The organism is Streptomyces achromogenes (genome assembly GCF_030816715.1).
Taxonomy (GTDB): domain Bacteria; phylum Actinomycetota; class Actinomycetes; order Streptomycetales; family Streptomycetaceae; genus Streptomyces; species Streptomyces achromogenes_A.
Genome location: NZ_JAUSYH010000001.1, coordinates 964,554 through 988,229, shown reverse-complemented (window position 1 = coordinate 988,229; position 23,676 = coordinate 964,554). Strand labels below are relative to the sequence as shown.

Sequence of the window (23,676 nt, the reverse complement as noted above, 5' to 3'; positions counted from 1 at the left end):
TCCCGTGCGGCAGTAGGGCTCGTGCCTGCCTGAAGAACTCGGCGCAGGCGTGCTTGAGCAGCCCGGGCCCGAAGCGCGAACTGGCGGGCGTGCTGTGTGCGGCTGGGCCGCGTCGGCCTTCGGGGGGTTCTGGCGGCGCACGTCGGGACTGGCGCCGGGTAGCGGTCAGCGCAGGTATGCGGCCAGGGGCAGGCGCTGCTCGCGGATGCTCCGGAGCACCAGCGCGCCGATCTGGGTCGCGCCGTACTGCGAGAAGTGGGTGTTGTCCGTGACGCCGTCGACGGATGAGCGCAGGAAGAGCTGTGCGGAGGCGGACGGGCCGAGGGACTCGACCAGCGTCTTGCTCTTGGTGGTCAGATCGATCACCGGCACGTTCTGCGCCGTGCCGACCGAGCGCATCTCGGCGGGCAGGTTCACTCCGAGGCCGTTGACGTGCAGTGCTGTGGGCGTGAGCCGGCTGCCGTTGAACTGCCGGCGGACCGGCGGGGTCACCAGAACCGGGACGCCGCCCTTCGCACGGACCTGCGTGATCATGGAGGTGAGGTTGCTCCGGAAGGCCGACGCGCTGGTCTGCTTGTCGTTGTGGCCGAACTGGATGAAGACCGCGTCGTTTGCCTTGACCTTCGGCAGCAGCGACGGGAAGAGCGCCGAGTTCCTCAGGAAGCTGCCCGAACTCTCCCCCGAGTCAGCGTAGTTGGCGATGGACGCTCCGGGTCCTACCGCCGGCGTGATCATCTGGCCCCATCCCGTGTACGGGGCCGCGGGCTGGTCGCACACGGTCGAGTCGCCGGCCAGGTAGGCGACCAGTGGCTGGGTCGCCGGCTTCACGGAGACGGCCGACACCTGCGGGTTGGTCCCCGCGAACCGGATGTCCAGACCGGCGTTTCCGGTGCCGCCCTGGCCGGTCGGCTGACCCTCCGGCTGCCGCACGTTGACCGTGAACGAGTACGTGGCGGCGGCGCCTGACGCCGTCTTCGTCGCCGGAAGCATCAGGCGACGGGCCTCCACCCACATGTCGGTCTCGGCGGCAGTGGCGCCGCCACCGATGGAGACCGTCACGTCGTAGTTGCCGGGTGAGACCGCGTAGTGACACTTGATCGGCGCAGTGCCGGAACAACCGGCCGGCAGTGCCCGCGTGGCGGCCCCGGCATGTGCCGCACCGGTGCCGACCAGCGTCGCAAGGGTCAGCAGACCCACTGCTCCCAGCCTGACCCCGTGACCGTCGAGACGCGATGTCATGCCCATTACAATCACCAATCCCAGTCCTTGGCCGGAGAGTTGTCCGGGTTGAGGTCCATGGCCCGTCGCTCAGGCCTGGGTGAAGCCGTTCATGATCGCGGTGGGCCGCTTGCTGGAGGAGTCCCAGGCGCCCATGTTGTAGCCGGTGAACGGGGACATGCACTCAGGCTCCCAGTAGAAGATGCCCTGCCCGCCATTGGCCTTGAGTGCCTTGATGTAGGCGACCAGCGCGGCCTGGGTGGAGGAGGCGCGGTCCACGCGACCACCGAACTCGCTCTGCAGGAACGGTTTGCCGTAGGCGTCGGAGATCCTCTTCATGTTCCCCACGATTCCGGCCGCGAGGTCGGCGCTGCCGTAGGAGGAGAACACCGACATGTCCCACTTGCCGCCGTTCGCGGCGAAGCGGCTGAAGAACGTCGTCATCACGTCGTACTTCTGCGGCTGAGCCAGGTGGATGCACACGGTCGAGTTCGGTGACACCGCCTTGACCTGGTCGTATGCGGCGTTGAGCAGTCCGGTCATCTGCGCCCCGTTGGAGACGCCGCCGACCGGGCGGCAGATCCCGCTGTTGATCTCGTTGCCGATCTGCACCCAGGTGGGGAGCACGTCGTTGTTCCTCATGACCGTCATGGTCTGGTTCACGTACGTGCCCATTGCCGTGCGCATCTGGCTGTAGCTCATGTTTCTCCAGGCCGCGGGCGGGTTCTGCACGCCGACGGAGTTCCAGGTGTCGCCGAACATGTAGTCGAGCATGATCGACATGCCGGCGGCCTTGACCCGCTTGGCGAAGGCGGCCACCTCGTTGATGCCGCAGTGCCCGTTGGCCGGGTCGTTGGAGGGGTTGACGAACGTGCGCAGGCGTACGGCGGTGATGCCGTATCCCTTGAGGATGGTCAGCAGGTCCTGGGTCTGCCCGCCGGCGTTCTTCCAGGAGTAGCCACGGGCCTCCATCTGAGGTGCCCAGCTGATGTCCACGCCCTTGACGAAGCTCGCCGCAGCCTCGGCGGGCGTCTCGAGTTCGGCGAACGCGACAGCGGTGGCGAGCGCCCCGGCGGTGGCGGTGGTGGCCTTGAGCAGGGTTCGCCGGCTGATGCGCCCGGCAGCTGGTGTGGGGGGTCGCGGGGACATGGTCGGTCCTTTCCTTCCGTCGGCCGTGGGCAAGGCGTCGCGGTCGGCGGAGAGCGGGTCAGTGAGAAAGAGACGCTCAGAGGCGAGGCGGGTGATGGGGGCAACTGACGCTCGAACTCGAGCTGTTGGTGAAGCCGCGTGCGATCCAGCCGATGCTGCCTCCCTCGGTGGGGCGACAACTACGGCAGGAGTGCTCACGTGTGGCCCGTGTCGAAGGGGGCGGCCCAGGCATGCCAGGGACGCTCCTCCGGCCGGAACTGTGAGCGATCACAGACGTGCTGCGACGGAGGTGCGCAATCGCATCACAATGAACCGGAGGTACATCACGCAGCTTCTCGATCGGGCACGAAGCTGTCAACCGTTGCTCACCGATCCGTGCAAGGAGCAGTGCGATCCTGTGGACGGGGGGCTCGCCGTGCCTCGGCCGTGGGTTGCCTGAGCTGGCGGGAGTCGGCCCAGTTCAAGTGCCCTTTGGAAGGAATGCGGCGACAGGGACGAGGCTGCGCACGGGGCATCTAGCCGACTCGCATCCGAACACGCTCGAACAGAAAGGGCCACCAGGATGCTTGACGGGCCATCAGTGAATTTCTACCCTCGCAGCGAATGGGAGCGTTCCCATGCCTGTGGTCAGATCGCCGTTCCGCGATCTTCACACCACCCCCCACATCGGAGGTCATCGTGACCGACCCGCACCGGCATCCACGCACCGCATCGCGCCCATCGCGATTCCAACGCCGGTCGAACAATCGGCTGTTCGGCGGCTTGACGGCCGCCACCGCACTGGCCCTCTCCGCACTCACCGGACTGCCGCAGACCGCGCACGCCGCGACCGCGCGGCAGGTGGAACGCCTCGATCGGGGCCTGACCAGCGTCCACACCGGCAGTGGGAACCTGGTGTCGTGGCGGTGGCTGGCCACTGACCCGAACGACGTGGCCTTCAACGTCTACCGTGGCGGCACCAGGCTCAACTCCTCCCCCCTGACTACCTCGACGAACTACTTGGACGGCGGGGCCCCGGACTCGGCCGACTACACGGTGCGCGCGGTGGTGAACGGCGTCGAGCAGGCGCCGTCCGAGCACGCGCTCCAGTTCCGCACCGGGTACAAGGACGTGCCGATCTCCCCGCCGCCCGGAGGCACTTCACCGGGCAACTCGCCGTACACCTACGAGGCCAACGACGCCTCCGTCGGCGACCTCGACGGCGACGGCGCCCTGGACATCGTCCTGAAGTGGCAGCCGACGAACGCCAAGGACAACTCCCAGTCCGGCTACACCGGCAACACGATCGTCGACGGCATCAAGCTCGACGGCACTCGCCTGTGGCGTATCGACCTGGGCCGCAACATCCGCTCCGGCGCGCACTACACACAGTTCCAGGTGTACGACTACGACGGCGACGGCAAGGCCGAGGTCGCCATGAAGACCGCCGACGGCACGAAGGACGCAACCGGCGCGGTCACAGGCAGTTCCTCGGCCGATCACCGCAACTCCTCGGGCTACGTGCTGTCCGGCCCCGAGTACCTGACGATGTTCAACGGGCAGACGGGCAAGGCGATGCAGTCCGTCGACTACGTCCCCGCCCGAGGCACGGTGTCGTCCTGGGGGGACTCCTACGGCAACCGCGTGGACCGGTTCCTGGCGGGCACGGCCTATCTGGACGGTTCCCGCCCCTCGGTGATCATGGCCCGTGGCTACTACACCCGCACGGTGATCGCGGCCTGGGACTGGCGGAACGGGCAGTTCACCCGCCGGTGGACCTTCGACTCCAACGCCCACAGCGGTTACGCCGGCCAGGGCAACCACCAGCTGTCGGTCGCGGATGTGGACGGAGACGGCAAGGACGAGGTCGTCTACGGCTCGATGGCCGTCGACGACAACGGCAACGGCCTGTGGACGACGCGGAACGGCCACGGGGACGCGATGCACGTGGGCGACCTCGACCCGTCCAGGCCGGGTCTGGAGGAGTTCAAGGTCGACGAGGACGGCTCCAAGCCGTCCTCCTGGATGGCGGACGCGAGGACCGGCCAGATCCTCTGGTCCACCCCGGCCGCGGGTGACAACGGCCGGGGCGTGTCCGGTGACATCTGGTCCGGCAGCGCGGGCGCCGAGTCGTGGTCGTCGCTCGTGAGCGGCGTCCGCAACCCCCAGGGCGCGGTGGTCGCCAGTCGTAAGCCCGGGTCCAGCAACTTCCTGGCGTGGTGGGACGGCGACACCACCCGCGAACTCCTCGACGGCACCCACATCGACAAGTACGGCACCTCCGGCGACACCAGGCTGCTCACCGGCTCCGGGGTGCACTCCAACAACGGCACCAAGTCGACGCCGTCCTTGTCCGGCGACATCCTCGGCGACTGGCGCGAGGAGGTCATCTGGCCGACGTCCAACAACACGGCCCTGCGGATCTACTCCACGCCGTACCAGACCAATACGCGGATCACGACCCTCCTCCAGGACACCCAGTACCGCACGGCCCTGGCCTGGCAGAACACTGCCTACAACCAGCCCCCGCACCCCAGCTTCTTCATCGGCGGCAGCATGCCCACGCCACCCCGCCCCACCGTGGCGCTGCCGAACAGCCCCTGAGCCGGACAGCCGACTTCTCTGATGCTTGAGCGAGTTCAAGCATCAGAGAAGGGGTGCTCGCCGAATGCTCGTCGAGCGAGTGGAATCCGGCATGGGCGGCGGAGCACTGGCAGTGGTGCACGCGGCCCGCTGAGTGTGTTCGTCGGGTCCAGGACCTGTCGGAGGCGGTCGCACGGACCGGGCCGGCGTCCGGGTACCCGGCGCCGCCTTCTTCTGGCCTCTGGTGGTGTGCGCCGATCCCGTCAGGGAAACCCTGCCGCGTAGCCGACAGCCCACCTCGCGCAGGTCCGGCCGGTCGGGCCGGTGAGGCGCTCAACACCACGTCCGCACCTGGTTTCGCCCCGGCCCTGTTCCGCGCGTGCGCAGTACGCGTATGGCACTCCCGCCAGCTGCGCCAGGTCCTCGCGCCGCAGGCCGGGTACCCGCCGCCGCTCGGAGGAGGGCAGGCCGACGTCCTCGGGATTGAGCCGGGCTCTGAGAGACACCTCGTCGTCGGTCGCTCCATGTGGAGACATCGCTGTCCACCGTCGGTCAAACGTGCTCCCGGATGCGGAGCAGCGCTGTCCGGCTGGTCGGCGCGCAGTTGACGAGATCGCACACCGTGTGGCGTCGCCACCCGGTCCAACTGCGCGCCCACGAGGTAGGGAGAGGTGTGTACCGGTCGCCGGGACTCGGGTCCTGCTATGTGCCGGACGGAAGGCCGGAGCCGGCGACACTGCCGCTGACACCGGTCATGATGGCGTTGATGATGCCCTGCTGGGTGACCGTGAGGGAGCGCCGGTCGAAGAGCCCGAACCCGTACCGACCGGTTGCACCGTTGTCCCAGTAGACGGTGGCCGCTCCGTATTTCTTGGCGGTGGCCGCGACGGCACGTGCGAAGTCCGCACGATACCTGTTGTTCGACGAATCGAACGATGACTTGTCGATGGAGCCGTATTCGCCCACCACCACCGGGTACCCCTTGGTGACGAACACGTCGCGCATGGTCTTGAGCTGCGCGTCCAGATAGTCCTCCTGTCCCCAGGTCGACTTCCTCGACGGGTTGGTCGCCGCCCGTCCCCATTGCGTGATGGTGCCGCTCTCCTCTCCGGCGAAGTCCCACGGGCTGTAGTGATGAACGGAGATCATGATCCGCCGCTCATTTGCGGGAACAGAGGGGGAGCGGTACTGGTCGGACGGAAGGGCGAAGCCGTAGTTCCCGGCGGTGTAATCGATGTTCGTGTTCCATCCGGCTACGAGCAGCCACCTGGAACTGTTGTTTCCGCCCGTTTTCCGGACGGTGTCCACGAAGATCTGGTTGTAGCTGTTGATGTTTGAGTAGCACGGTTGGGTCGGGCGGCCGTACTGCCCGTCGAACTCTTCGTTCATGGACTCCAGGATCAGGCGCTGGTCGTAGTTCTTGAACCTGTTCGCGATCTGCTGCCAAGCTTTCTCGTACTTGGCCTTGATCGTCGTCTGGGAGGGTGAATCGCAGATCAGCCAGGAGCCGTTGACGCTCTTGTAGCCGTCGCCGTGCATGTTGATCAGCACATGCAGGCCCCTGTTGTAGGCGTAGTTGACGACTTCCTGGACTCTGTTCAGCCAGGAGGCGTTGATCGTGTAGTTCGGACCGGACCCTATGTATCCCAGGTAGGAGACCGGGATCCGGATCGTCTTGAACCCTGCCGCCCTCACTTTGTCGATGAGGGCCTGCGTGACCGTCGGCTGGCCCCACGCTGTTTCGCTGGGGTATCCGTTGGCGGTGGCTTCGAGTTGGTTCCCCAGATTCCATCCCGCGCCCATGTCGGCCACGATCTGCGAAGCGCTTGACTGTGCCACGCTATCGGCCGATGCCTGATGCGCGGCGCCGTACACAGATGCGGCAACTGCCAACAGGACGGAAAGGAAAATTACTCTGACCTTCCCTGCTAGTGAAACCATGAGCTTTCCTCTCTTGCGTTCTTGAGGGTGTGGGGCCCCCAGGTGGATCTATCGGTACGAGTGGGAGCGGCCGGAGCGGTCCGTTGTTCGGGCGGTGGTGTCCACGCCGGCCTGGAAACGAACACGGTCGATGGCGCGGCGGCCGACCTCGCGGGCGTCGTTGGGAGGCCACCCTGCACTGCCCGGCCCGCCCACCCTGCACGGCCCGGATGCGCGGCGATCACGGCAGACGCGCCCACCCGGGCCTTGCGTGGCTGTTCCTCAACTCAGGGCGGATTCCCAGGTGGTCGTACGGGAGGTGGCGTCGGCGCGAAGGCGGTCGCGGGCCGCGGTGTCGCCGTACAGACTCCACCGCATCCAGTCCACGAAGGTGTTGACGGTGCGGGAGTCGCCGAAGTAGTTGCTGTGGCCGGCGCCGCGGAAGGTGAGGAAGGCCTTGGCGGCGGGCAGTTCGCGGTACGCCTGGCGGGCGGAGGAGATCGGGCACGTGCCGTCCCGGTCGCCATGCGTGAACAGGACCTTGGCGCGGACCGCCGGGCTCGGGTTGCCCATGTCCACGCAGGACATGGGGATCGCGGCGGTGATCCGTGTGTCCGGCCAGGCCGTGAGCAGGCCGTGGGTGGTCATGCCGCCCATCGAGTGGCCGGAGACGCCGACGCCGACCGCGGTGTTGATGTGGCCGGCCAGCGGGTCGCCGGCGGTGTTGAGGGCGAGGGTCCGGGTGATGACCTCGGAGACGTCCTTGGACTGGTTGCCGTTGTAGACGTCCTGGCCGCTGAGGTCGGCGAAGTGGGGGGCGGGGACGATGAAGCCGGCCTCGGCCAGGGGGCGGATGATCGCCAGGGAGTTCTGCGGGCTGCTGCTGAAGCCGTGCATGAACTCGCAGACCGGGAAGACGCCTTGGGCGACGGGGGCGTTGGTGACCGGGGAGCCGCCTGGGGCGCCGACGGCGGGGTAGTAGACGTAGGTGGTCCACCGGCGGCCGCCGCGGCTCCAGGCGTACGGGCGCACACCGACCGCGAACCGCTGGGTCGGAGCTCCCGCCCGCGCGGTGGCGCCTGCCTGGCCCGTGCCGAGCAGGGACATGCCTACGCCCGCTGCTCCGGCCGCGCTCAGGGTCAGGAAACTACGCCGTCGCATGGTCATGAAGACTCCTGGTGTGGGGGGGGGGTGCGGAGCGCTGCTCGGTCAGGTGCCGGGAAGAGGCGTCGGTGATGCCGCGGCGGTGGGACTGACCCAGGTGGTGGGGGAGGGGTCGTGGGGGTGGTCAGGTCGGCGAATCACGCACGGCGGAGAACGTTCCGGTCCAGCCCGTGGTGGTCGTCGGCGTGGTGTGGTCTTGCCGGCAGGGACGCGGAGAGCCGCTGAACACCGGCCCTACCGTGGCTCATTGAGGGAGCAGCCCTTCCCGCCCACCTGCCCGCCCATGGGAGGGGGAGGTGTTGATTCTGCGGAAGCGGCGCAGGGGTGCCTCTCCTTCCACTCGTCGTGCGCTGCACCTCTGGGAGCGTTCCCACATGTCCTGCAACAGGTACATTCCCGATCGGGTGCCGATCTGTCAATCATTGGCGCCCAATTCTGTTGTCTTCGACGCGCATTCGACAGATCGCGGGCGCAGGGGGCACGGTGGGACGTCCTCGAAGGCCACCCGATCACACTCGCGGCGACCCGCCGTCAGCCGTGGCCGATGCCCGCACTCATGCCGGCGATCGTATGGGCCCTGATGTCGGGGTGCGGCCCCTGCGCGAATCGGGTCACTACGGAGCGGACATGGTCCTGGGCCGGCTGGAGCAGTCCGTCGTACACCGCGACGCAGACTTCCCGCGCCCGCGACCGGGGCCAGTCGGGCGGCAGCAGTCCGATGGGGAGCAACGGGTCCAGGATGGGGAAGTGCCGGTAGGCGTGCATGACCTCGGTCCGGGCGCGCACCGCGTCGGCACCGATGACGCCGTCGGCGCCGATGTGCGGAAGCAAGCCGCTCCAACGGCTGATGAAGGCCTGGTAGTGCTCGGCGATGCCGGTCAGATCCCACGCCCCGACCGGGTTGCGGTCGACCTCCGTGTCCAGTTCCTCCTGCCGCGCGCGGAACACGGTCACCGCTCCCCGCGCCAGGTCGGCCACCTCGATCCGCCCCTTGGGGGTCAGGGGGTGCGGCGACACCCAGAGCGCGTCGTACAGCGGCGCGAATCCGCGCCAGCGCAGCGCGGTGCGCAACGCGCGCCGCCGCGTGCTTTCCTGCTCCGGGACGGAGAAGGCGATCAGTGTCCACCGGCCGTCCCATGAGTCGGGCTGGGTGGTGAAGGTGGCGATCGAGCTGGCGCCGCTCCACAGATCGACGGCAGCCCGCGACGTCAGCCGGTAGGAGCTGTAGCGCCCCTGCCGGCTGCCCTCCAGCACCCCACGGCGCATCAGCCTGCTGATCGTCGTACGGGCGGCGCCCGCGGTCACCTGGAACTCGCCGAGCAGTGCCACGATCGCCGCCGACGGCAACCACGCCCGGACGGGGAACGTGTAGTCGGCGATCAATGTCACCGCGAGTCCCTGCGGCGATACGTTGCTCTGCCAGCCTGGCGATCGTACGGGGCCGACGGCGCCGTCACCCTCGTCGGAGAAGATCTCCTCGAGTTGGGACAGGTTCGGCAAGGTCGGCTCCGACGCGGTGGACAGGGTCCACATCACTGTAACGGTTGTGGAATCACCGGGTGCGGCTCCGCCGGGATTGCTCCACCGGGCGGGATCTCCGCGCGCAGGCGAAGGCGCCTGGCAGTGCCCGGGTCGATTTCGTGCAGGAACCAGCGCAGCTGGTCCGCCATCGTGCTCGTACGTGTCCGGTACTTCCTCGCCGCCATTCGCAGACACTGCGTCCACGGCGATCGCAGCAGCCGGGGTGGCGCAGAAGGCGTGCACTCCCTGGTGAGCGGGGAGTGCACGCCGGAGGGTTGCACAGCGAGCAGGTCGGATCACTCCGTCGCGAAGCGCCCTGCAGCGGATTCCGCGCCGCGTGCGGACGGCGTGTCCGACCGGGTGAGCACCCGGCGTACCGCGTCGGCGAGTGCGGGAGCCGCGTTCGCGTCGGCATCGGCGATCCCGACGCCGTAACGGAACCGCACGGTCGCGCCGTCCTCGACGGTCAGCTCCTCGCTGAAGAACGGTGCCGGGTTGAGGCAGGCGAACTCCTCGGTCCGGGCGAACCACTGCGGCGGGTGACTCGGGTTGGCCGCGTCGTCGACCATGAGCACGAGCGACTGAGCGTCCGTCTCGTCGTGGTGGCCCGCGAAGCCCATCCACTCCATGCGCCGCCCGCGGACCTCGTCGCCGCCCAGGCCTTCCTCGGTCACGAACTGTCCGCCGGTGAACGACCGAGGGCCCCGCCAGAACAGGCCGCCGTAGCCGGCGTTCTCCCGCCCCTTGGTGGTCGGGGACCCCATGGCGACGTCCGTTCCGGAGACGTTGGTCATCTGCGTCTCGAACGTCAGCACCCAGGCGTGCGGGGAGACCAGGCTCGCCCGCAGCGTCCTGCGCTCGGTGAAGAACAGCGCGCCGGATTGGGTGGTCCAGTCCAGGTCGTGGGCGAACGTCGCCGTTCCGTCGGCCCTGTCCAGGTCGACGACCCGGCGGTGGGCCTGGGTTCCGTTGTTCTGCAACTGGACGTAGAAGCGTCCGTGGATGTACGTGGGTCCGCCCCAGAAGTTCTCCTCGCCCACGTGAGGCAGGGACCACGCGATGCCCTTGTGCCACACGTGGTCGTGGGGACGGAACAGGCTGACCACCTTGCCGGCCCGGGTGCGCAGGGGGTGGATGTAGGGTTTGGGCGATTCCAGTTGGACGGTGTCCGGCTGGTACACGTAGCGGAACAGCTCGGTGCCGCCGTCGCGGACCGTGACCGAGGCGCCCAGGTCGTGGCGGATCTCAAGAGCGTTCATACGAGGGCCTCCTTGACCCGTTCCCACGGCACGGCGCCGCCGTCCATGCTGAGCGCGAACGGGTCGTCGTCGGTCAGTTCGCCCGCGGCGACGCGGACACCGCGGAAGGCGGAGGCGTACGTCGCCGCCGCGAACTCCAGCGTGCGGCGCGCCTCTTGCAGACAGACGCCGGGTTCCTGTCCGGCCTCCCAGGCGTCGAACACGGCTTCGATCTGTAGCCTGTGGCCGCTCGTGACGTCCGGCTCGGCGCCGTTGGCCCAGAGCTCCGAGAGACCCTCGTGGCCGGGGGCCGGGGTGAACCGCCAGTGTTCCTCGCGGTAGCCGTAGAGGTGCTCGAGTTCGACCGTGGCGTATTCGAAGTCGAAGCGCAGGCGCGAGGTCTCGCGGGGGGACAGCAGCGAGTTGACCACCGTGGCGAGGGCTCCGCTGTCGAACCGGACGGCGGCGATCGAGACGTCCTCGGTGTCCGTGGGCCGGGCCTGGCGCTCGGCGAGTGCAGCGATCTGGGACCAGGGCCCGAGGACCGACAGCATGAGGTCGAACTGGTGGATGCCGTGTCCCATCGTGGGGCCGCCGCCCTCGACGTCCCAGCGTCCCCGCCACGGCACCTCGAAGTACGCGTCGGGCCGGTACCAGAGTGTCTCGCAGGTGGCGACCAGCGGCCGGCCCAGTGCGCCGGAGCGGGCCAGCCGGCGCAGGCGTACCGCCGCCGGGCCGTAGCGGTGCTGGAAGACGGTCAGGACCTTGGAGCCGGTCTGCTCCTGCACCGTGGCCAGTTGGTCCATCTCGCGCAGGCTCAGTGCCGTCGGCTTCTCCACCAAGGCGGTGACGCCGGCCCGCATCACCATGGACGCCAGCGGTACGTGGGTCTGCGGAGGTGTACAGATGTGTACGAGATCGAGGTCTTCGCGCTCCAGCAGAGCCTGCGGGTCGTCGAAGACGTGCGGCACGGAGAATCGCTCGGCGAACGCGGCGGCACGGCTCGGGTCGAGGTCGGCGACGGCGACCAGCCGGGCACGTTCGGAGAGTTCGGTGAGGGCTTCGGCATGAGCGTGGGCGATACCGCCGGTGCCGATGATGGCCACGCGGTACGGCGGCCGGGGGCTGGGCATGAGTGGTTTCTCTCTCTTGGTTCCTGACCCACTTCTCGTGGGGCTACCGGGGGCCGTGGGCAGCGGCGACGGCCCCCGGAGGGAGGTCACTTGGCCGCGTCGATCTCGCCCTGAAGCTCCTTGATGAAGGCCTTCGCGGCGGCTTCGGGCGAGGTCTTCTTGAAGTAGACCTCCTGGCTGTAGCGCTGCAGCTCCGGTTCGATGCCGCTTCCGCCGTTGGGGGTCACGACCGGCGACTCACCCGGGGTCACGGCGTTCATGTAGTCGGCCGCCGCCTTGTCGGTCCCGCCCAGAGTCGGCTGGAGGTGCTTGAGCATCTCCTTGTTGGCGGGGATTCCGCGCTCCGTCTTGAGGATGTCGGCGGCCTTGGGGTCGTTGAGCATGAAGTTGACGAACGCGGCCGCCTCGGCCGGGTGCGCGCTCTGGCTCGAGACCGCCCAGTACATGGAGGGCTTGAAGAAGTTCGCCTTGGTGTCGCCGACACGAGGCATCTGCAGCAGTTGCACATGGGCGCCCGCGGCCTGCTGGATCGCGGTGATCTGGGTGTTGTAGGCCCCCATCATGGCCGCCTTGCCGGTGGCGAAGCTGCCGGCGGTCACACCGGCGGTCAGGTCCTCGACCATCGTCGACGTATTGACGCTGGCCCCGGAGGAGAGCAGGTTCAGACCGTACTTCCACATGCCGGCGAGCGTCCCGGGCTTCAGGGAGACGTTGCCGTCCTTGTCGAAGAGGTTCTCACCGTGCTGACGAGCCCAGTACTTGACGTCGCCTGCGGAGAAGCCGGGCGCGCCGGCCGCGCCATGGATCTTGCCGCCGCTCTTGTCCGTCAGCTCCTTGGCGGTCTTGGCGTAGTCGTCCCACGTCCAGGTCTTGTCGTCGGGAACCTTCACGCCGTACTTCGTGAACATGTCGGTGTTCACGAGGATGGACATGACGCCGACGCCGACGGGAAGGGCGTACTGCGTTCCGTCGATCTGTCCGGTGGCCAGGGCCTGGTCGTCGAACTGCGAGGTGCTGAGGATCTTCTTGGCCTTGCCGAGGTCGTACAGCGCCCCGCGGTCGGCGTACGAGGCGAGATACAGCTCGTCCATCTGGACGACGTCGGGGGAGTCCTTGGCAGCGGTCGTCGTGGCGAGCGCGTCCCAGTAGCCGTTCCAGTCCTTGTACTGGCCCTTGACCGTGATGTTGGGGTACTTCTTCTCGAACGCCTTGATGACCTGGTCGGTGAGCTGGGCGCGGGTGTCCGCACCCCACCAGGTGGCGCGGATGGTGACCGGCTTGTCGCCGAGCTCGGGAGCGCTTCCGGTGCTGCCGCCGGAGCAGGCGGTCAGTACGAGCGAGAGTGAGGCGACCGCCCCGATCGCGACGCGTCTGAAGGGGCTGGGGTTCATGTGGTTCTCCTGTGGCTGATGAGTGGGTCGGATCGGTGACTGCGGTGCTCCCGAGCGGTCATGGCTCGGTCGCCTCCGCGTGTCCGGCAGTAGCCCCCGCGGTTACTTGCCGCCGGTGGTCGCGATGCCTCGCAGCAGGAAGCGCTGCCCTGCGAGGAAGACGAGGAAGACGGGAACGAGCGACACGACACTCATGGCGAACACCGAGCCCCAGTCCGTCGCGCTCTGCTGGTCCACGAAGGTGCGCAGCGCGAGAGGAGTGGTGTACATGTCCGGGTCGGTCAGGTAAATGAGCTGGGTGTAGAAGTCGTTCCAGGTCCAGATGAAGGTGAAGATCGCGGTGGTCGCCAGCGCCGGGACCATCAGCGGCAGGATGACGTGGAAGAAGATCCGCGCGTGCCCGGCGCCGTCGATCCGCGCCGCCTCGTCGATCTCGCGCGGGATGCCGCGGATGAACTGCACCATGAGGAAGATGAAGAAGGCGTCGGTCGCCAGGAACTTCGGCACGATCAGGGGCAGGAACGTGTTGACCCAGCCGAGCTCCGAGTAGAGGACGTACTGGGGCACGATGATCACGTGGATCGGCAGCATGATGGTGACGAGCATGATGGCGAACAACACGCGCTTCGCCCGGAATTCCAGTCTGGCGAACGCGTACGCGGCCAGGGAGCAGGCGAGGAGGTTCCCGAGGATCGCGCCGGTGACGACGATCGCCGAGTTGATCAGGTAGTGACTGAACGGTTGGGAGAAGGCGTTCCAGCCGTTGCTGTAGTTCTCGAAGCGCGGGTGCGTCAGGGCGAGTCCCGCGCTGCGGAAGATCTGACTGTTGGGACGCAGCGAGCTGACCAACATCCACAGGACGGGGTAGAGCATCGTGAGGGCGCAGAGGGCCAACAGGCAGTGCTTGAGAGGGGCGCGCACGGCGCGCTTGACCCGGCGTATCGCGTGAGGGCGGGGGGCGGGCAGCGAGGAGGGCACGGCTTCGGTGCGGTCAGTCATCGTAGAACACCCAGTACTTTGAGGCCCAGAAGTTGACGGCGGTGAAGGCCGCGACGATGAGGAGCAGGACCCACGCGAGCGCGGACGCGTAACCCATGTCGAAGTGGCCGAACCCGCGCTGGTACAGGTACAGCGAGAAGAAGAGGGTGGAGTCGGCGGGCCCTCCGGTACCGCCGGAGACCACGAAGGCCTGGGTGAAGGTCTGGAAGGCGTGGATGATCTGCAGCACCAGGTTGAAGAAGATGATGGGTGTCAGCAGCGGAATGGTGATGCTGCGGAACTGGCGCCAGCGCTTCGCGCCGTCGACGGAGGCCGCCTCGTAGAGGGAGGTCGGAATCTGCCGCAGCCCGGCGAGGAAGATCACCATGGGTGAGCCGAAGGTCCAGACGTTCAGGACGACGAGGGTCGACAGCGCCGTTCCCGGCTCCGAGATCCAGCCCTGCCCCTGGACACCGACGAGGGCCAGGGCCTCGTTGACCAAGCCGTTGGTCCCGAACATCGCGCGCCACAGCACGGCGATCGCCACGCTGCCGCCGATCAGTGACGGCAGGTAGAAGACGGAGCGGTAGAAGGCAAGTCCCCGCACTCCCTTGTCCAGCACCAAGGCGAGACCGAGGGCCATCGCCAGCTGCAACGGGACGGAGACGAGGACGTAGCTGAACGTCACTTCGAGCGACTTGTGCAGACGCTCGTCGTCGAGCATGCGCGTCCAGTTCTCGACTCCGTTGAACTGCGGCGGCTGCAGCAGGTTGTACTTGGTGAAGCTGAGGTACAGCGAGGCCAGCATCGGGCCGAGAGTGATCCCGAAGAGCCCGACGAACCATGGCAGTAGGAAGAGGAACGCCGCCTTGTTCTGCTGTCGCGCGCCCCGTTGGGACCCGCGCAGCCGGCGTAGTTCGTTGATGGAGCTCACGGCACTGCTCCCTTGAGCGGCGGCATCGGCACACAGTGGTGCGGGCCCGTCCCGGGCCACGCGTCCCCGAAAAGTGATCGTTCACTTTGTGGGTTGCGAGGACCATAGTGAACGATCACTTTTTGCGTCAAGAGTGTGTAGTCTCTGACTTCACCGAACGTTGGCGAAAGGGTGGGGGAAGCGGATGGATGGCGCTGACGCGGCGCGACGACGGCCTACGATCACCGATGTGGCGCGGCTCGCGGGTGTGTCACCCCAGACGGTGTCGCGGTATCTGCGGTTCAACGGCGGGCTGAAGCCCGCGACCCTGGAACGCGTGGAGAAGGCCATACGGGACCTGGACTACCGTCCCAACCTGGTGGCGCGGTCGATGCGCACGCGGAAGACCGGACGGCTGGCGATCCTCATGCCCGCCATGGCCTTCAACCCCTCACGCATGCTGGCGGGCGCCAGCGCGACGGCGCAGGCCGCAGGGTTTTTCGTGGATGTCGTGAGCGCCGGGGGCGGCGTACGCGCGAGGAGCGACCGCCTGCTGGAGCTCGCCGACTCGGGACAGTACGAGGGCCTCCTCTCCCTCGCCCCCGTGCTTCCCGCCGTGGAGAGCAAACTGCACCAGAGGACGGCCGTGGTGATCTCGGCCGACTTCGACGACGAGATGCGCGGCATCGGGCAACTGGCCGACGCCACGCCCCTGGTGCGGATGATCGAGCACTTGGCGGCGCTCGGTCACTCCCGGTTCCTCCATGTGGCGGGCGACACTCAGTTCGCCTCCGCCAGGGCGCGCAAGCAGAGCTATCTGGACACCGTCGAACGCCTCGGGGTCGAGTCCGTCGGAGTCTTCGACGGAGACTGGTCGGGAGACTCCGGCATCCAAGCGATACGGATGCTCCCGAGTCATGCGCGGCCGACCGCGGTGATCGCGGCCAATGACCTCGTCGCCGCCGGCGTCGTCCGGGGCGCCCGGGAGCGCGGCTGGGACGTGCCTGGCGACCTCAGCGTGACCGGTTGGGACAACGCCGGGGTCGGGCAGTTCATGACCCCGTCCCTGACCACCGTCGACGTGGAGCTCGAACAACTGGGCAGTACGGCCATGGCCAAGCTGATCGCGGGTCTGAGGGGCAGCGCGCCCGAGACGACCGAGGGCTCCCTGTTCCGGATCGTCTGGCGGGAGTCGACGGCCGAGCCGCCTGCGGCCGGGCGTCTCAGCCGCAGGCGGTGACCGGCCCGGGTGGGCGCGGAGCGGGCGGACCGTCTCCGTCCCCCGTCCCTGCACCGCCCGTCCGGCCCGGCCTTGGGTGCGGGCCGAACCGGCCGCGCACGCCGCGCTTCCTCAGGTGCGCATCGCCCTCAGTTCGCGTAGACGTCAAGCCGACCGCACATGCCGAACTTCCCTCGGGCAGACGGCTGTTCGGAGCTCACGGCGGCATCTGCGAGGTGGGGGGACTCCCCCCGTTCCAGCCAGTCGAGCTGCGTAGCAGTGGCCGCGGCGGAGGCCTCGGCACCTTGTCGCCACCGCTCGCGCCACTCGGCGATGCGGGGCCGTACCAGCGCGGCGGCGGCACGGTGGAACGCGGCCAGGGCATGTGGCCCCTCGGCCTCCCGAAGTGCCCGGTATCCCTCCAGGGCGAGGTCCCGCCGGGCCCGGGCGACGCGCTCCTGCTCCTCCTCGGGCGCGTCGGCCGGGATGGCGGTGGCACGGGCGTACGTCTGCGGATCCTTCAGGTACTCCGGGGGCAGCGTGAGGACCGCGTCCCCCGCCTCCGGCAGCCCGCTGTTCTGCATCAGAACGGTGATCCGCAGATCACCCTCGTTGACCAGCCGGTGGATGGTGCCCGGCGTGAACCAGGCGACCGTGCCGGCCTCGAGCGGAGTGACCTCGTACCCGGAAGCGGTCAGCGTCTGCACGGCCCCGCGTCCGCCGGTGACGACGTAGGCCTCTGAACACGCCAGGTGCATGTGAGGCGTGCCGCCGCACGCCCCGTCGGCGGCAGGCCAGTCGTACACCGACAGATGCGAGATGGCGACGCCCCCGGGCAATCCGGTGTTGGTGGTGCTCATGTGCGTGTCAACACTCCAGTTCCATATAGTAAGCGCTTTCTGTCCCCCTTAATTTACGTGCCGGTCGCCCAACTGGTCAATGTTCCGTCTAACATCAGACCCGAATGGCGAAGCCGCAAGGAGGACGATGTGGGCAATGGGTTGGCAGGCAAGAGCGTCTATGCCTTCGGCGACAGTATTGTGTACGGACATGTGTATCCGCACAGTTTTGTGGACGTGGTCGCAGAGCGCGAGGGCATGGCCCTCACCAAGTTCGCCCGGAACGGCGCGACCATAGGCGCCGACCCGCATGCGTCCGGAGGGCAGATACTCACGCAGGTCGAGCAAGCGACCGACGACGCGCCGGACTTCGTCATCTTCGACGGAGGCACCAACGACGCGCAGTCCATTTTCCGGGACCGTGCGTACACACTCGGTGGCTACGCCGAAGAGTTTGAGAAGACGCTGCAGGCCATGGAGCGGAAATGGCCGACCGCCCGCACCGTGTACGTAGCCGCCCACAAGCTCGGTTCGCGGGACTGGGACACTCAGGTGGCGCTGCGCGAGGCGACCCTGGAAGCCTGCCGCAAGTGGGACATCGCCGTTGCCGACGTCTTCGGGGAGACCACGTTCGACACGCGTGATGACACCCAGCGTGCGAAATACACATTCGACGGCCTGGCCAACGGATTCCCTGGCACTGAGGGATCGGGAACACATCCCAACGAGGCGGGTGTCACCACTTTCTATGTGCCGGTGGTGAGCGAGACGCTGCAGAAGATTTCCTCACGTTGATCAGTCGGCAATCGGATCTGCCTGGCCGATATCGGCCAGGCAGATCCGATTCTTCATTTCCATGACGTCAGCCTGAGCCGAGCATCATGGCCGAGAGGAAGCGCTTACTGGATCGGCACACTTACCGAAATGCTCACGCCACCAGACTGGCCCTGGCTTTCACTGGCCGAATCCGGTGCCGCGCGAGATCCGGACGTCGTCCACGTGCACCGCCCCGCGCTCGCCCCCGTTCGAGTACCACGCGACCTTCGCGATCCCCGGCATCGAGGTGCGGAACGCGGCATCGGTCACCATGCGGTGGCCGTCGATGTCCAGGTCGAAGCGTTGGTTCACGGTGTCCACGGTGAGCGTGACCCGGTACCACTTGCCGTTGGTGTACGTACCGATCACCGTGTCCGTGGTTCCCTTGTACGCGTGGATCTGGCCGCGGGCGAAGGCGACGCTGACGGCCGGGGCGCCGCCGGCGTTGTACACGTAGGGCAGCCCGAACCACCCGGCTTGGGTGTCGTTGCGCATGACCTGCGTGTCGATGGTCACCACGCCCTGCATCGGGGTGCTGAAGAGCCGGGCGAGGTTGGTTCCGTCGGTCCCGCCGCCTTCGATGGTGCGGGTCAGCCGGACGCTCTTGTCGGTGGCGGACGGCGTTTCCACCACGGAGACGTCGTTGTTGGTCGAGATGACTCGCCATCCGTCGGTCCCGTTGGCGAGAGCGCCCGTCGCCAGGCCGTCGAACGTGTCCGTGAACGCGATGTCGGGCGCGCCGCGTTCGAAGGCACCGATCTCCGGACCGTTCCCGATCGGCACGGTCGCCCCGGCGTAGTCGAGGCCGCCGTTGCCGGTGACTGTGGCTCCGGCGTCGACGAACACCGATCCCGACTGGAGCGCGAAGTTCGCCGCCGTGTCGAGCCTCGGGCCGTTCTCGTCGCCGTAGGGCCCCGTGACGGCGGCGTTCACGAACTGCGGAGCCCCGACCACGGCGTTCACGTCGGACGCGGGCCGACTTGTCAGGTTGGACGAGTAACCGTTGTTGTTGTAGGTGATGCTCGACGGTTGTATGAACTGGGGGGCGGACTGACTGGAGACGAACAGGTTGTTGGTGAACGTCGCCTTGCCGGAGACACCGCCGGTCACCATGTTCTGCGAATTGGTGTTGGCGATGGTGTTGTTGTAGATGTTCGCCACCGTGCCGCTCTGCTGCGACATGTGGATGTTCCACCGCGTGCTGCCGGTGATGACGTTGTAGCGGAGCACCACGCTGCCGAACTTGACCGCGGAGTTGCACGCGCACAGCAGGATGCCGTCGCCGTTGTCGTGGAGGTAGTTGTACTGGAACACCTGGTTGGTGGTGCCGATGTCGGGGTCCAGGGCGTTCTGGTCGGCACCGCCCGAGGAGAGGTGGGTGCCCATGATCTCGTTGTGCTGGACGGTGACGTTGTCGGCCATGTTGGTCTCGACGCCGGAGACGCCGACTCGGTCGATCACGTTGCCCTCGACGAGTCCGCCCCGGACGCCGGTGAGGTAGATGCCGTTGCAGCCGTAGGGGGTGTTCGCCTGAGTGATGTAGTTGCCGCGGAACGTGACGTCGGTGTACGGCGTGTAGGCGGGGTCGGTGGCCGTGGCGCGCTTGCCCCAGCCGGTGAAGACGGCACCGGGCGCGTCGCCGGCGTACTGCTTCGTGACGATCCCGCTGAACGAGGTGTTCTTGATGGTGGAGTTCTCCACGGTGATGCCGTCGAGCACCGTGGGGGCGCCGGGCGCGGTGATGTCCTGGACCCCGGTGAGGAAGGCGATGCCGCCGGTGTCCTTCGAGCGGTCCCAGCCCTGCGCGAAGGAAATACCCGGCTTGTTGTCGGCGGTGCTGCCGCCGACCCACTTGACCTCGCCGGTGACGTCGTGCACGTCGACCGAGTCGATCACGAAGTGGTGCAGGGTTTGGCCGTTGTCACCGTGCACGCCGATGCCGCGGAAGTCGCCGAGCTTCGAACCGTCTGTCGTCCCGGTGGGTACCGCGTTCGACACGTCGAGGTTGCGGATCTCCCAGTACTGCTGGTTGTTCAGCCGCACCGCGTCGGCGACGGTGCCCTGGCCGGCGATCTTCGGCTTGGCGCCCGTTCCGTAGCTGTCGATGGCGATCGGGGAGCCGTCGACGCCGGACCCCTTCGGCCAGAGCTGTCCGGTCCAGCTGTCACCGGCCTCGAAGCGAATGATGTCGCCGGGCTGGAACGTCGTCGCGTTCACCTTGCTCAGCGAGCGCCAGGGCGCGCTGCTGCTGGTTCCGGCGTTGCCGTCGCTGCCGTTCGCGCTCACGAAGTACGTGGTGCCCGCGGCGAAGGCCCGCTGCGCGGGTACGAGCACGATCGACGCGAGCACGACTGCCAGGGCGCACAGTGCGGCGGCTGTTGCTTGTGACACAAGTCTTCGGTTGACGGTCATGGTCCTCTTCTTGTCGTCTTCGGTGGTGAGGTACTGGCTCCTGTCGTGGCGCCTTCAGTCGAGACGTCGCCTAACGCCCCGGGGCGCGGACAGTTCGGGACCGTGCGGTGGACGCACCAACGGGTGCCCGACGACATGGGAACCGGTCCGGCCGGACATGCCCCGTCGGGGGCAGAGATCGGCGGCGGCTTCAGGTGCCTTGCTACCGGTGTCACAGGTGCCCTCCCGGAGGTGAAGCCGACCGTCTGGAAGCCTCGTGCTTGTCCTGGCGGACGTGCTGGGAAAACGTATTCCGCGCAGTGTGCCCAGCGGGCATCGTGTGCGTCAAGGTTTCGAGCAGATGAACGCGGAAGCGTTGTGGAGGGCCCTGCCGGAACCCGACGGCACCACTCGACAGCCGGCCGCGCGGCAGCCGGTCTGCTTCGGACGGCGCTGTGCACTGGCCGCTCGAGTACCCGTCCTCCGGCCGGGCGCGGGAGCGCGGGCCGATCTCAAGGTTCCTGGCGCATGGGCGGGGAGGCCGGGGATGGGGACCTGCCCCGCCCATGGGATCGCTCGGGTGCTCAGCAGATCACGAGACCTTGACCAGCTTCCATCGCTGGTTGGTGCTGCCGTTGGTGAACCACTGGTCGATCGGTGTGCCGTCGGTGGTCTGAGCCTTGTACACGTCCGCCTTGTACCCGTTGGAACGGGACTCGATGGTGTAGGTGCCGCTGCCGGCCGGGGCGATCAGCCACTGCTGACTGACGCTCCCGTTGGACGTCCCCAGCTGCAGCCCGGCGCCGGGCCAGGTGGAGGCTGCGTTGATGTCCAGGGCCTTGCCGCTGGTGACACCTGTGACGGTGAGGTAGCCGGCGCTGGTGTAGGCCAGCTTCCACTGCTGGCTTCCGCTGTTCGCGTCGGTCTTCTGGACGACGGGCGTGCCGTCGCTGGTTCCACCGTTGGAGGCGGTGAGCGCCTTGCCGCTGCCGGCGCTGATGATCTTGTAGGTGCCTGAGAGGTCCGGGACGGATTCGTGGGTGACGGACAGGTTGGAGTACTGGACGGGGTAGTAGCCGGCCGTGCCCAGGCCGGCCAGGCCCGCGCCGTAGCTCGTGTCGGTGACCGCGCCGACGGTACTCCCGTCGATCTTGGCGGTGATCGTGCTGTCCTGGAAGGTCAGGGCCAGCTTGTGCCAGGTGCCCGTGCCGGGCGCGGTGACCGAACCACTCGCCAGGGTGGTCCAGTTCCACGAGTTGGTGCCGGTGGTGCCGGTCTTCAGCAACGCCCAGGATCCGGTGTCGGACAGGCGCAGGTGGTAGGCGTTCAGCCCGGTGCTGAACTTCGATTGAGTGCCCACGCGGCCGAGAATCTCCGCGGAGCTGCCGCTCTTCTCCAGCAGTACGTCGGAGCCGACCGTGTAGTTGCTCCAGCCCACGTCGCCCATGAGGGTGTAGGGCTGGATGTCGTTCGAGGCCGGCGCCCACCAGATGATCGGCTTCATCGGTGCGGTCTGGCGCAGGCACTGGCCGCTGCGGCCCCCGGTGCAGGGGGCGGCCTGGAAGGCGCCGTTCATCGAGGCGAAGTACCTCGCCTCCTGCCCGGTGCCGTATCCGGCGAAGGAGTCCGAGTACGGCATGGAGAGCCGGTTGCGGGCGGGCGGGGTGGTCGTTCCGGCACCCTGACCGGTGGTGGTGGTCACGGTGTAGACCCGACCGGGTTCCAGGGTGAGGGAGTACGTGCCGCCGACGGCGGTCAGGTCGCTGCCCCGCAGCATGCGCGGGGTGGCGCCGCCGGGCTGCGACAGGTCGGTGGACCACACGTGCAGGGCGCCGCCGGGCAGGCCGCCGGCGACGTCGAAGGTGACCGTCTGGGACGCGGTGGCGTCCAGGGTCTCGTAGACGGTGCTCCAGGCGCTCTTGTCGGGCGCGGCGTAGCTGACGTAACTGCCGTTGGCACGGTCGCCGCCGAGGTATCCGGAGGCGGTGTCGAGGTACTTCCAGCCGGGCGAGGTGAACTGCGTGGTCTGCGCGATGGACCAGGCGGTGCGGGACACGCTGTAGGCGCCGGACCACGGCTGGTTCGCGGTGACCAGGCCCTGGTCGTGGAAGAAGAGGTTCTGGTAGTCGGAGGCCACCATGGGCCAGTTGATGTACGCGCTCATCTTGGCGTCGAGGTAACCGCGGTTGATGGCGCGGGCGACCGGGGCCGCCCCTGTCTCGGCGTTCTCCGAGCCGTTCTCGCTGGCCCAGATCGGCTTGCCCAGCGACTGGGCGTCGGCGGAGGAGGAACAGGTGGTCATCGCGGACTGGTACGTGCAGGGATAGTGCGCGCCGGCGACGTCCACGGCGTTGTACAGGGCGGTGCTGTTCTTCATGCCGGTGGCGATGTTCCAGACGGTCTCGTCGCCGCCGACCAGCTTGGTAGAGGCGTAGCCGTTCGCCGCCATGGCGGACTTCAGGGTCTGGTAGAACCAGGCGCTGTACGTCTTCTCGTTCCGGCCGCCGATGTAGTCGATGGACAGGCCGTGCTGCTTGGCGCAGCCCAGCCAGTCGATCATGTAGTCGATGCCGTCCTGCGTGTAGAAGTCGCCGTTTCCGATCCAGCCGGGGGCGCCCCAGGCCAGGGCGAAGAGCTTGATGCCGGGGTTGCGGGCCTTGGCCTGCTCCATCGCCCACCACTCGTAGCCGGCGTCGCAGTCGATGTCGCCCTTCGTGTGCTCGAAGCTGATCTCGGAGCCGTCGGTGGAATTGACGTCGCCGCCGATCTCGACCTTGAGGATCTGCAGGGCGGCGCCGTAACCGGGCTTGAACAGGTAGTCCAGGATCTGGTTGCGCTGGGTGGCCGGGTAGTCGACCAGGAGGCGGGTGTTGCCACCGCCGCCGCTGATCGCGCCGACGCCGTCGAAGGTGCGTCCTGCGCTGGCACCGTCGACGGTGATCGCCGTGCTGGTGGCGGCGTACGCGGGGGACAGCGCTCGGCCCGTCAGCAGGGCCAGTCCCATGAGCAGGGCGGTCAGGGCCGCCAACCGTCTGACGTGCCTGTCAGGCAGTCCTGTGGCGTGGTGCACGGGAGATCCTCCTAGGAGGGAGTGCGGGTGTGGGTGCGGCTTGCGCTGAGACTCGGCGCGGGGCCCGTCGCGCGGATCGCAGAGGCGGGGCCCGCCCCGGGGGAGGAGTCTTTTCTGAGTGGGAAATCGTATTCCGCGCAGTGTGCCCGTCCGT

General features: G+C 67.8%; 16 protein-coding genes and 1 pseudogene. 3 read left to right on the top strand and 14 right to left on the bottom strand.

The window, feature by feature from the left end:
• Nucleotides 1-165: 165 nt before the first annotated feature.
• Both QF032_RS04350 and QF032_RS04345 read right to left on the bottom strand, forming a co-directional pair.
• A complete protein-coding gene (locus tag QF032_RS04350) occupies nucleotides 166-1,239 on the bottom strand; it encodes a rhamnogalacturonan acetylesterase (protein ID WP_307040153.1) in 1,074 nt (357 codons plus the stop codon).
• Nucleotides 1,240-1,308: 69 nt separating this feature from the next.
• Entirely contained in the window at nucleotides 1,309-2,367 is a 1,059-nt protein-coding gene (locus tag QF032_RS04345; protein ID WP_307040151.1) for a glycosyl hydrolase 53 family protein, read from the bottom strand.
• 678 nt (nucleotides 2,368-3,045) lie between these two features.
• On the opposite strand from QF032_RS04345, the gene QF032_RS04340 reads away from it, so the two are divergent.
• The gene (locus QF032_RS04340) at nucleotides 3,046-4,950 is read left to right on the top strand and encodes a rhamnogalacturonan lyase (RefSeq protein WP_373430291.1); all 1,905 of its coding nucleotides are present in this window, start codon (nucleotides 3,046-3,048) and stop codon (nucleotides 4,948-4,950) included.
• A gap of 338 nt (nucleotides 4,951-5,288) precedes the next feature.
• Here QF032_RS04340 and QF032_RS40555 read toward each other — a convergent pair.
• From QF032_RS40555 to QF032_RS04300, 9 genes and pseudogenes are all read right to left on the bottom strand, one after another.
• Nucleotides 5,289-5,465, bottom strand: a pseudogene (locus tag QF032_RS40555) (helix-turn-helix domain-containing protein); the annotation flags it as partial.
• 166 nt (nucleotides 5,466-5,631) lie between these two features.
• The gene (locus QF032_RS04335) at nucleotides 5,632-6,870 is read right to left on the bottom strand and encodes a glycoside hydrolase family 5 protein (RefSeq protein ID WP_307054968.1); all 1,239 of its coding nucleotides are present in this window, start codon (nucleotides 6,868-6,870) and stop codon (nucleotides 5,632-5,634) included.
• A gap of 261 nt (nucleotides 6,871-7,131) precedes the next feature.
• The gene (locus tag QF032_RS04330) at nucleotides 7,132-8,016 is read right to left on the bottom strand and encodes an alpha/beta hydrolase family protein (RefSeq protein ID WP_307054966.1); all 885 of its coding nucleotides are present in this window, start codon (nucleotides 8,014-8,016) and stop codon (nucleotides 7,132-7,134) included.
• A 528-nt stretch (nucleotides 8,017-8,544) separates the two neighbouring features.
• Nucleotides 8,545-9,546 carry a PaaX family transcriptional regulator gene (locus QF032_RS04325; RefSeq protein ID WP_307054964.1) on the bottom strand — a complete coding sequence of 334 codons (1,002 nt, stop codon included), beginning with the start codon at nucleotides 9,544-9,546 and terminating at the stop codon, nucleotides 8,545-8,547.
• A 284-nt stretch (nucleotides 9,547-9,830) separates the two neighbouring features.
• Nucleotides 9,831-10,793 carry a DUF6807 domain-containing protein gene (locus QF032_RS04320; RefSeq protein WP_307040141.1) on the bottom strand — a complete coding sequence of 321 codons (963 nt, stop codon included), beginning with the start codon at nucleotides 10,791-10,793 and terminating at the stop codon, nucleotides 9,831-9,833.
• Nucleotides 10,790-11,905 carry a Gfo/Idh/MocA family protein gene (locus tag QF032_RS04315; protein WP_307054963.1) on the bottom strand — a complete coding sequence of 372 codons (1,116 nt, stop codon included), beginning with the start codon at nucleotides 11,903-11,905 and terminating at the stop codon, nucleotides 10,790-10,792. The genes QF032_RS04320 and QF032_RS04315 overlap by 4 nt, the downstream gene beginning before the upstream one ends.
• An 86-nt stretch (nucleotides 11,906-11,991) precedes the next feature.
• Nucleotides 11,992-13,296, bottom strand: a complete 1,305-nt coding sequence (locus QF032_RS04310; RefSeq protein ID WP_306954770.1) for an ABC transporter substrate-binding protein — start codon at nucleotides 13,294-13,296, stop codon at nucleotides 11,992-11,994.
• 102 nt (nucleotides 13,297-13,398) lie between these two features.
• The gene (locus tag QF032_RS04305) at nucleotides 13,399-14,295 is read right to left on the bottom strand and encodes a carbohydrate ABC transporter permease (RefSeq protein ID WP_307040137.1); all 897 of its coding nucleotides are present in this window, start codon (nucleotides 14,293-14,295) and stop codon (nucleotides 13,399-13,401) included.
• On the bottom strand, nucleotides 14,288-15,199 hold the full coding sequence (locus QF032_RS04300; protein WP_373430460.1) for a carbohydrate ABC transporter permease: 912 nt from the start codon (nucleotides 15,197-15,199) through the stop codon (nucleotides 14,288-14,290). Before QF032_RS04300 ends, QF032_RS04305 begins: the two co-directional genes overlap by 8 nt.
• Before the next feature lie 238 nt (nucleotides 15,200-15,437).
• Between QF032_RS04300 and QF032_RS04295 the strand changes: the two genes are divergently transcribed.
• Nucleotides 15,438-16,427, top strand: a complete 990-nt coding sequence (locus tag QF032_RS04295) for a LacI family DNA-binding transcriptional regulator (RefSeq protein WP_307040134.1) — start codon at nucleotides 15,438-15,440, stop codon at nucleotides 16,425-16,427.
• 128 nt (nucleotides 16,428-16,555) lie between these two features.
• Here the strand turns inward: QF032_RS04295 and QF032_RS04290 are convergent, their stop codons facing one another.
• Nucleotides 16,556-17,266: a cupin domain-containing protein gene (locus QF032_RS04290; RefSeq protein WP_307040132.1), complete on the bottom strand. Its 711-nt coding sequence runs from the start codon at nucleotides 17,264-17,266 to the stop codon at nucleotides 16,556-16,558.
• 129 nt (nucleotides 17,267-17,395) lie between these two features.
• Between QF032_RS04290 and QF032_RS04285 the strand changes: the two genes are divergently transcribed.
• Nucleotides 17,396-18,040, top strand: coding sequence for an SGNH/GDSL hydrolase family protein (locus QF032_RS04285; RefSeq protein ID WP_307040130.1), 645 nt, complete (start codon nucleotides 17,396-17,398; stop codon nucleotides 18,038-18,040).
• Between the two features lie 159 nt (nucleotides 18,041-18,199).
• Here QF032_RS04285 and QF032_RS04280 read toward each other — a convergent pair whose 3' ends face one another.
• On the bottom strand, nucleotides 18,200-20,473 hold the full coding sequence (locus tag QF032_RS04280) for a right-handed parallel beta-helix repeat-containing protein (RefSeq protein WP_307054961.1): 2,274 nt from the start codon (nucleotides 20,471-20,473) through the stop codon (nucleotides 18,200-18,202).
• A gap of 571 nt (nucleotides 20,474-21,044) precedes the next feature.
• Nucleotides 21,045-23,522, bottom strand: coding sequence for an RICIN domain-containing protein (locus QF032_RS04275; RefSeq protein ID WP_307054958.1), 2,478 nt, complete (start codon nucleotides 23,520-23,522; stop codon nucleotides 21,045-21,047).
• Nucleotides 23,523-23,676: the final 154 nt, after the last annotated feature.

What these genes read in the sequence shown, in the direction of transcription:
- QF032_RS04320 (WP_307040141.1), bottom strand. Translation starts at nt 10,793, where the DNA reads ATGAACGCTCTTGAGATCCGCCACGACCTGGGCGCCTCGGTCACGGTC.
- QF032_RS04280 (WP_307054961.1), bottom strand. Translation starts at nt 20,473, where the DNA reads ATGACCGTCAACCGAAGACTTGTGTCACAAGCAACAGCCGCCGCACTG.
- QF032_RS04315 (WP_307054963.1), bottom strand. Translation starts at nt 11,905, where the DNA reads ATGCCCAGCCCCCGGCCGCCGTACCGCGTGGCCATCATCGGCACCGGC.
- QF032_RS04325 (WP_307054964.1), bottom strand. Translation starts at nt 9,546, where the DNA reads ATGTGGACCCTGTCCACCGCGTCGGAGCCGACCTTGCCGAACCTGTCC.
- QF032_RS04350 (WP_307040153.1), bottom strand. Translation starts at nt 1,239, where the DNA reads ATGACATCGCGTCTCGACGGTCACGGGGTCAGGCTGGGAGCAGTGGGT.
- QF032_RS04335 (WP_307054968.1), bottom strand. Translation starts at nt 6,870, where the DNA reads ATGGTTTCACTAGCAGGGAAGGTCAGAGTAATTTTCCTTTCCGTCCTG.
- QF032_RS04345 (WP_307040151.1), bottom strand. Translation starts at nt 2,367, where the DNA reads ATGTCCCCGCGACCCCCCACACCAGCTGCCGGGCGCATCAGCCGGCGA.
- QF032_RS04290 (WP_307040132.1), bottom strand. Translation starts at nt 17,266, where the DNA reads ATGAGCACCACCAACACCGGATTGCCCGGGGGCGTCGCCATCTCGCAT.
- QF032_RS04310 (WP_306954770.1), bottom strand. Translation starts at nt 13,296, where the DNA reads ATGAACCCCAGCCCCTTCAGACGCGTCGCGATCGGGGCGGTCGCCTCA.
- QF032_RS04330 (WP_307054966.1), bottom strand. Translation starts at nt 8,016, where the DNA reads ATGACCATGCGACGGCGTAGTTTCCTGACCCTGAGCGCGGCCGGAGCA.
- QF032_RS04305 (WP_307040137.1), bottom strand. Translation starts at nt 14,295, where the DNA reads ATGACTGACCGCACCGAAGCCGTGCCCTCCTCGCTGCCCGCCCCCCGC.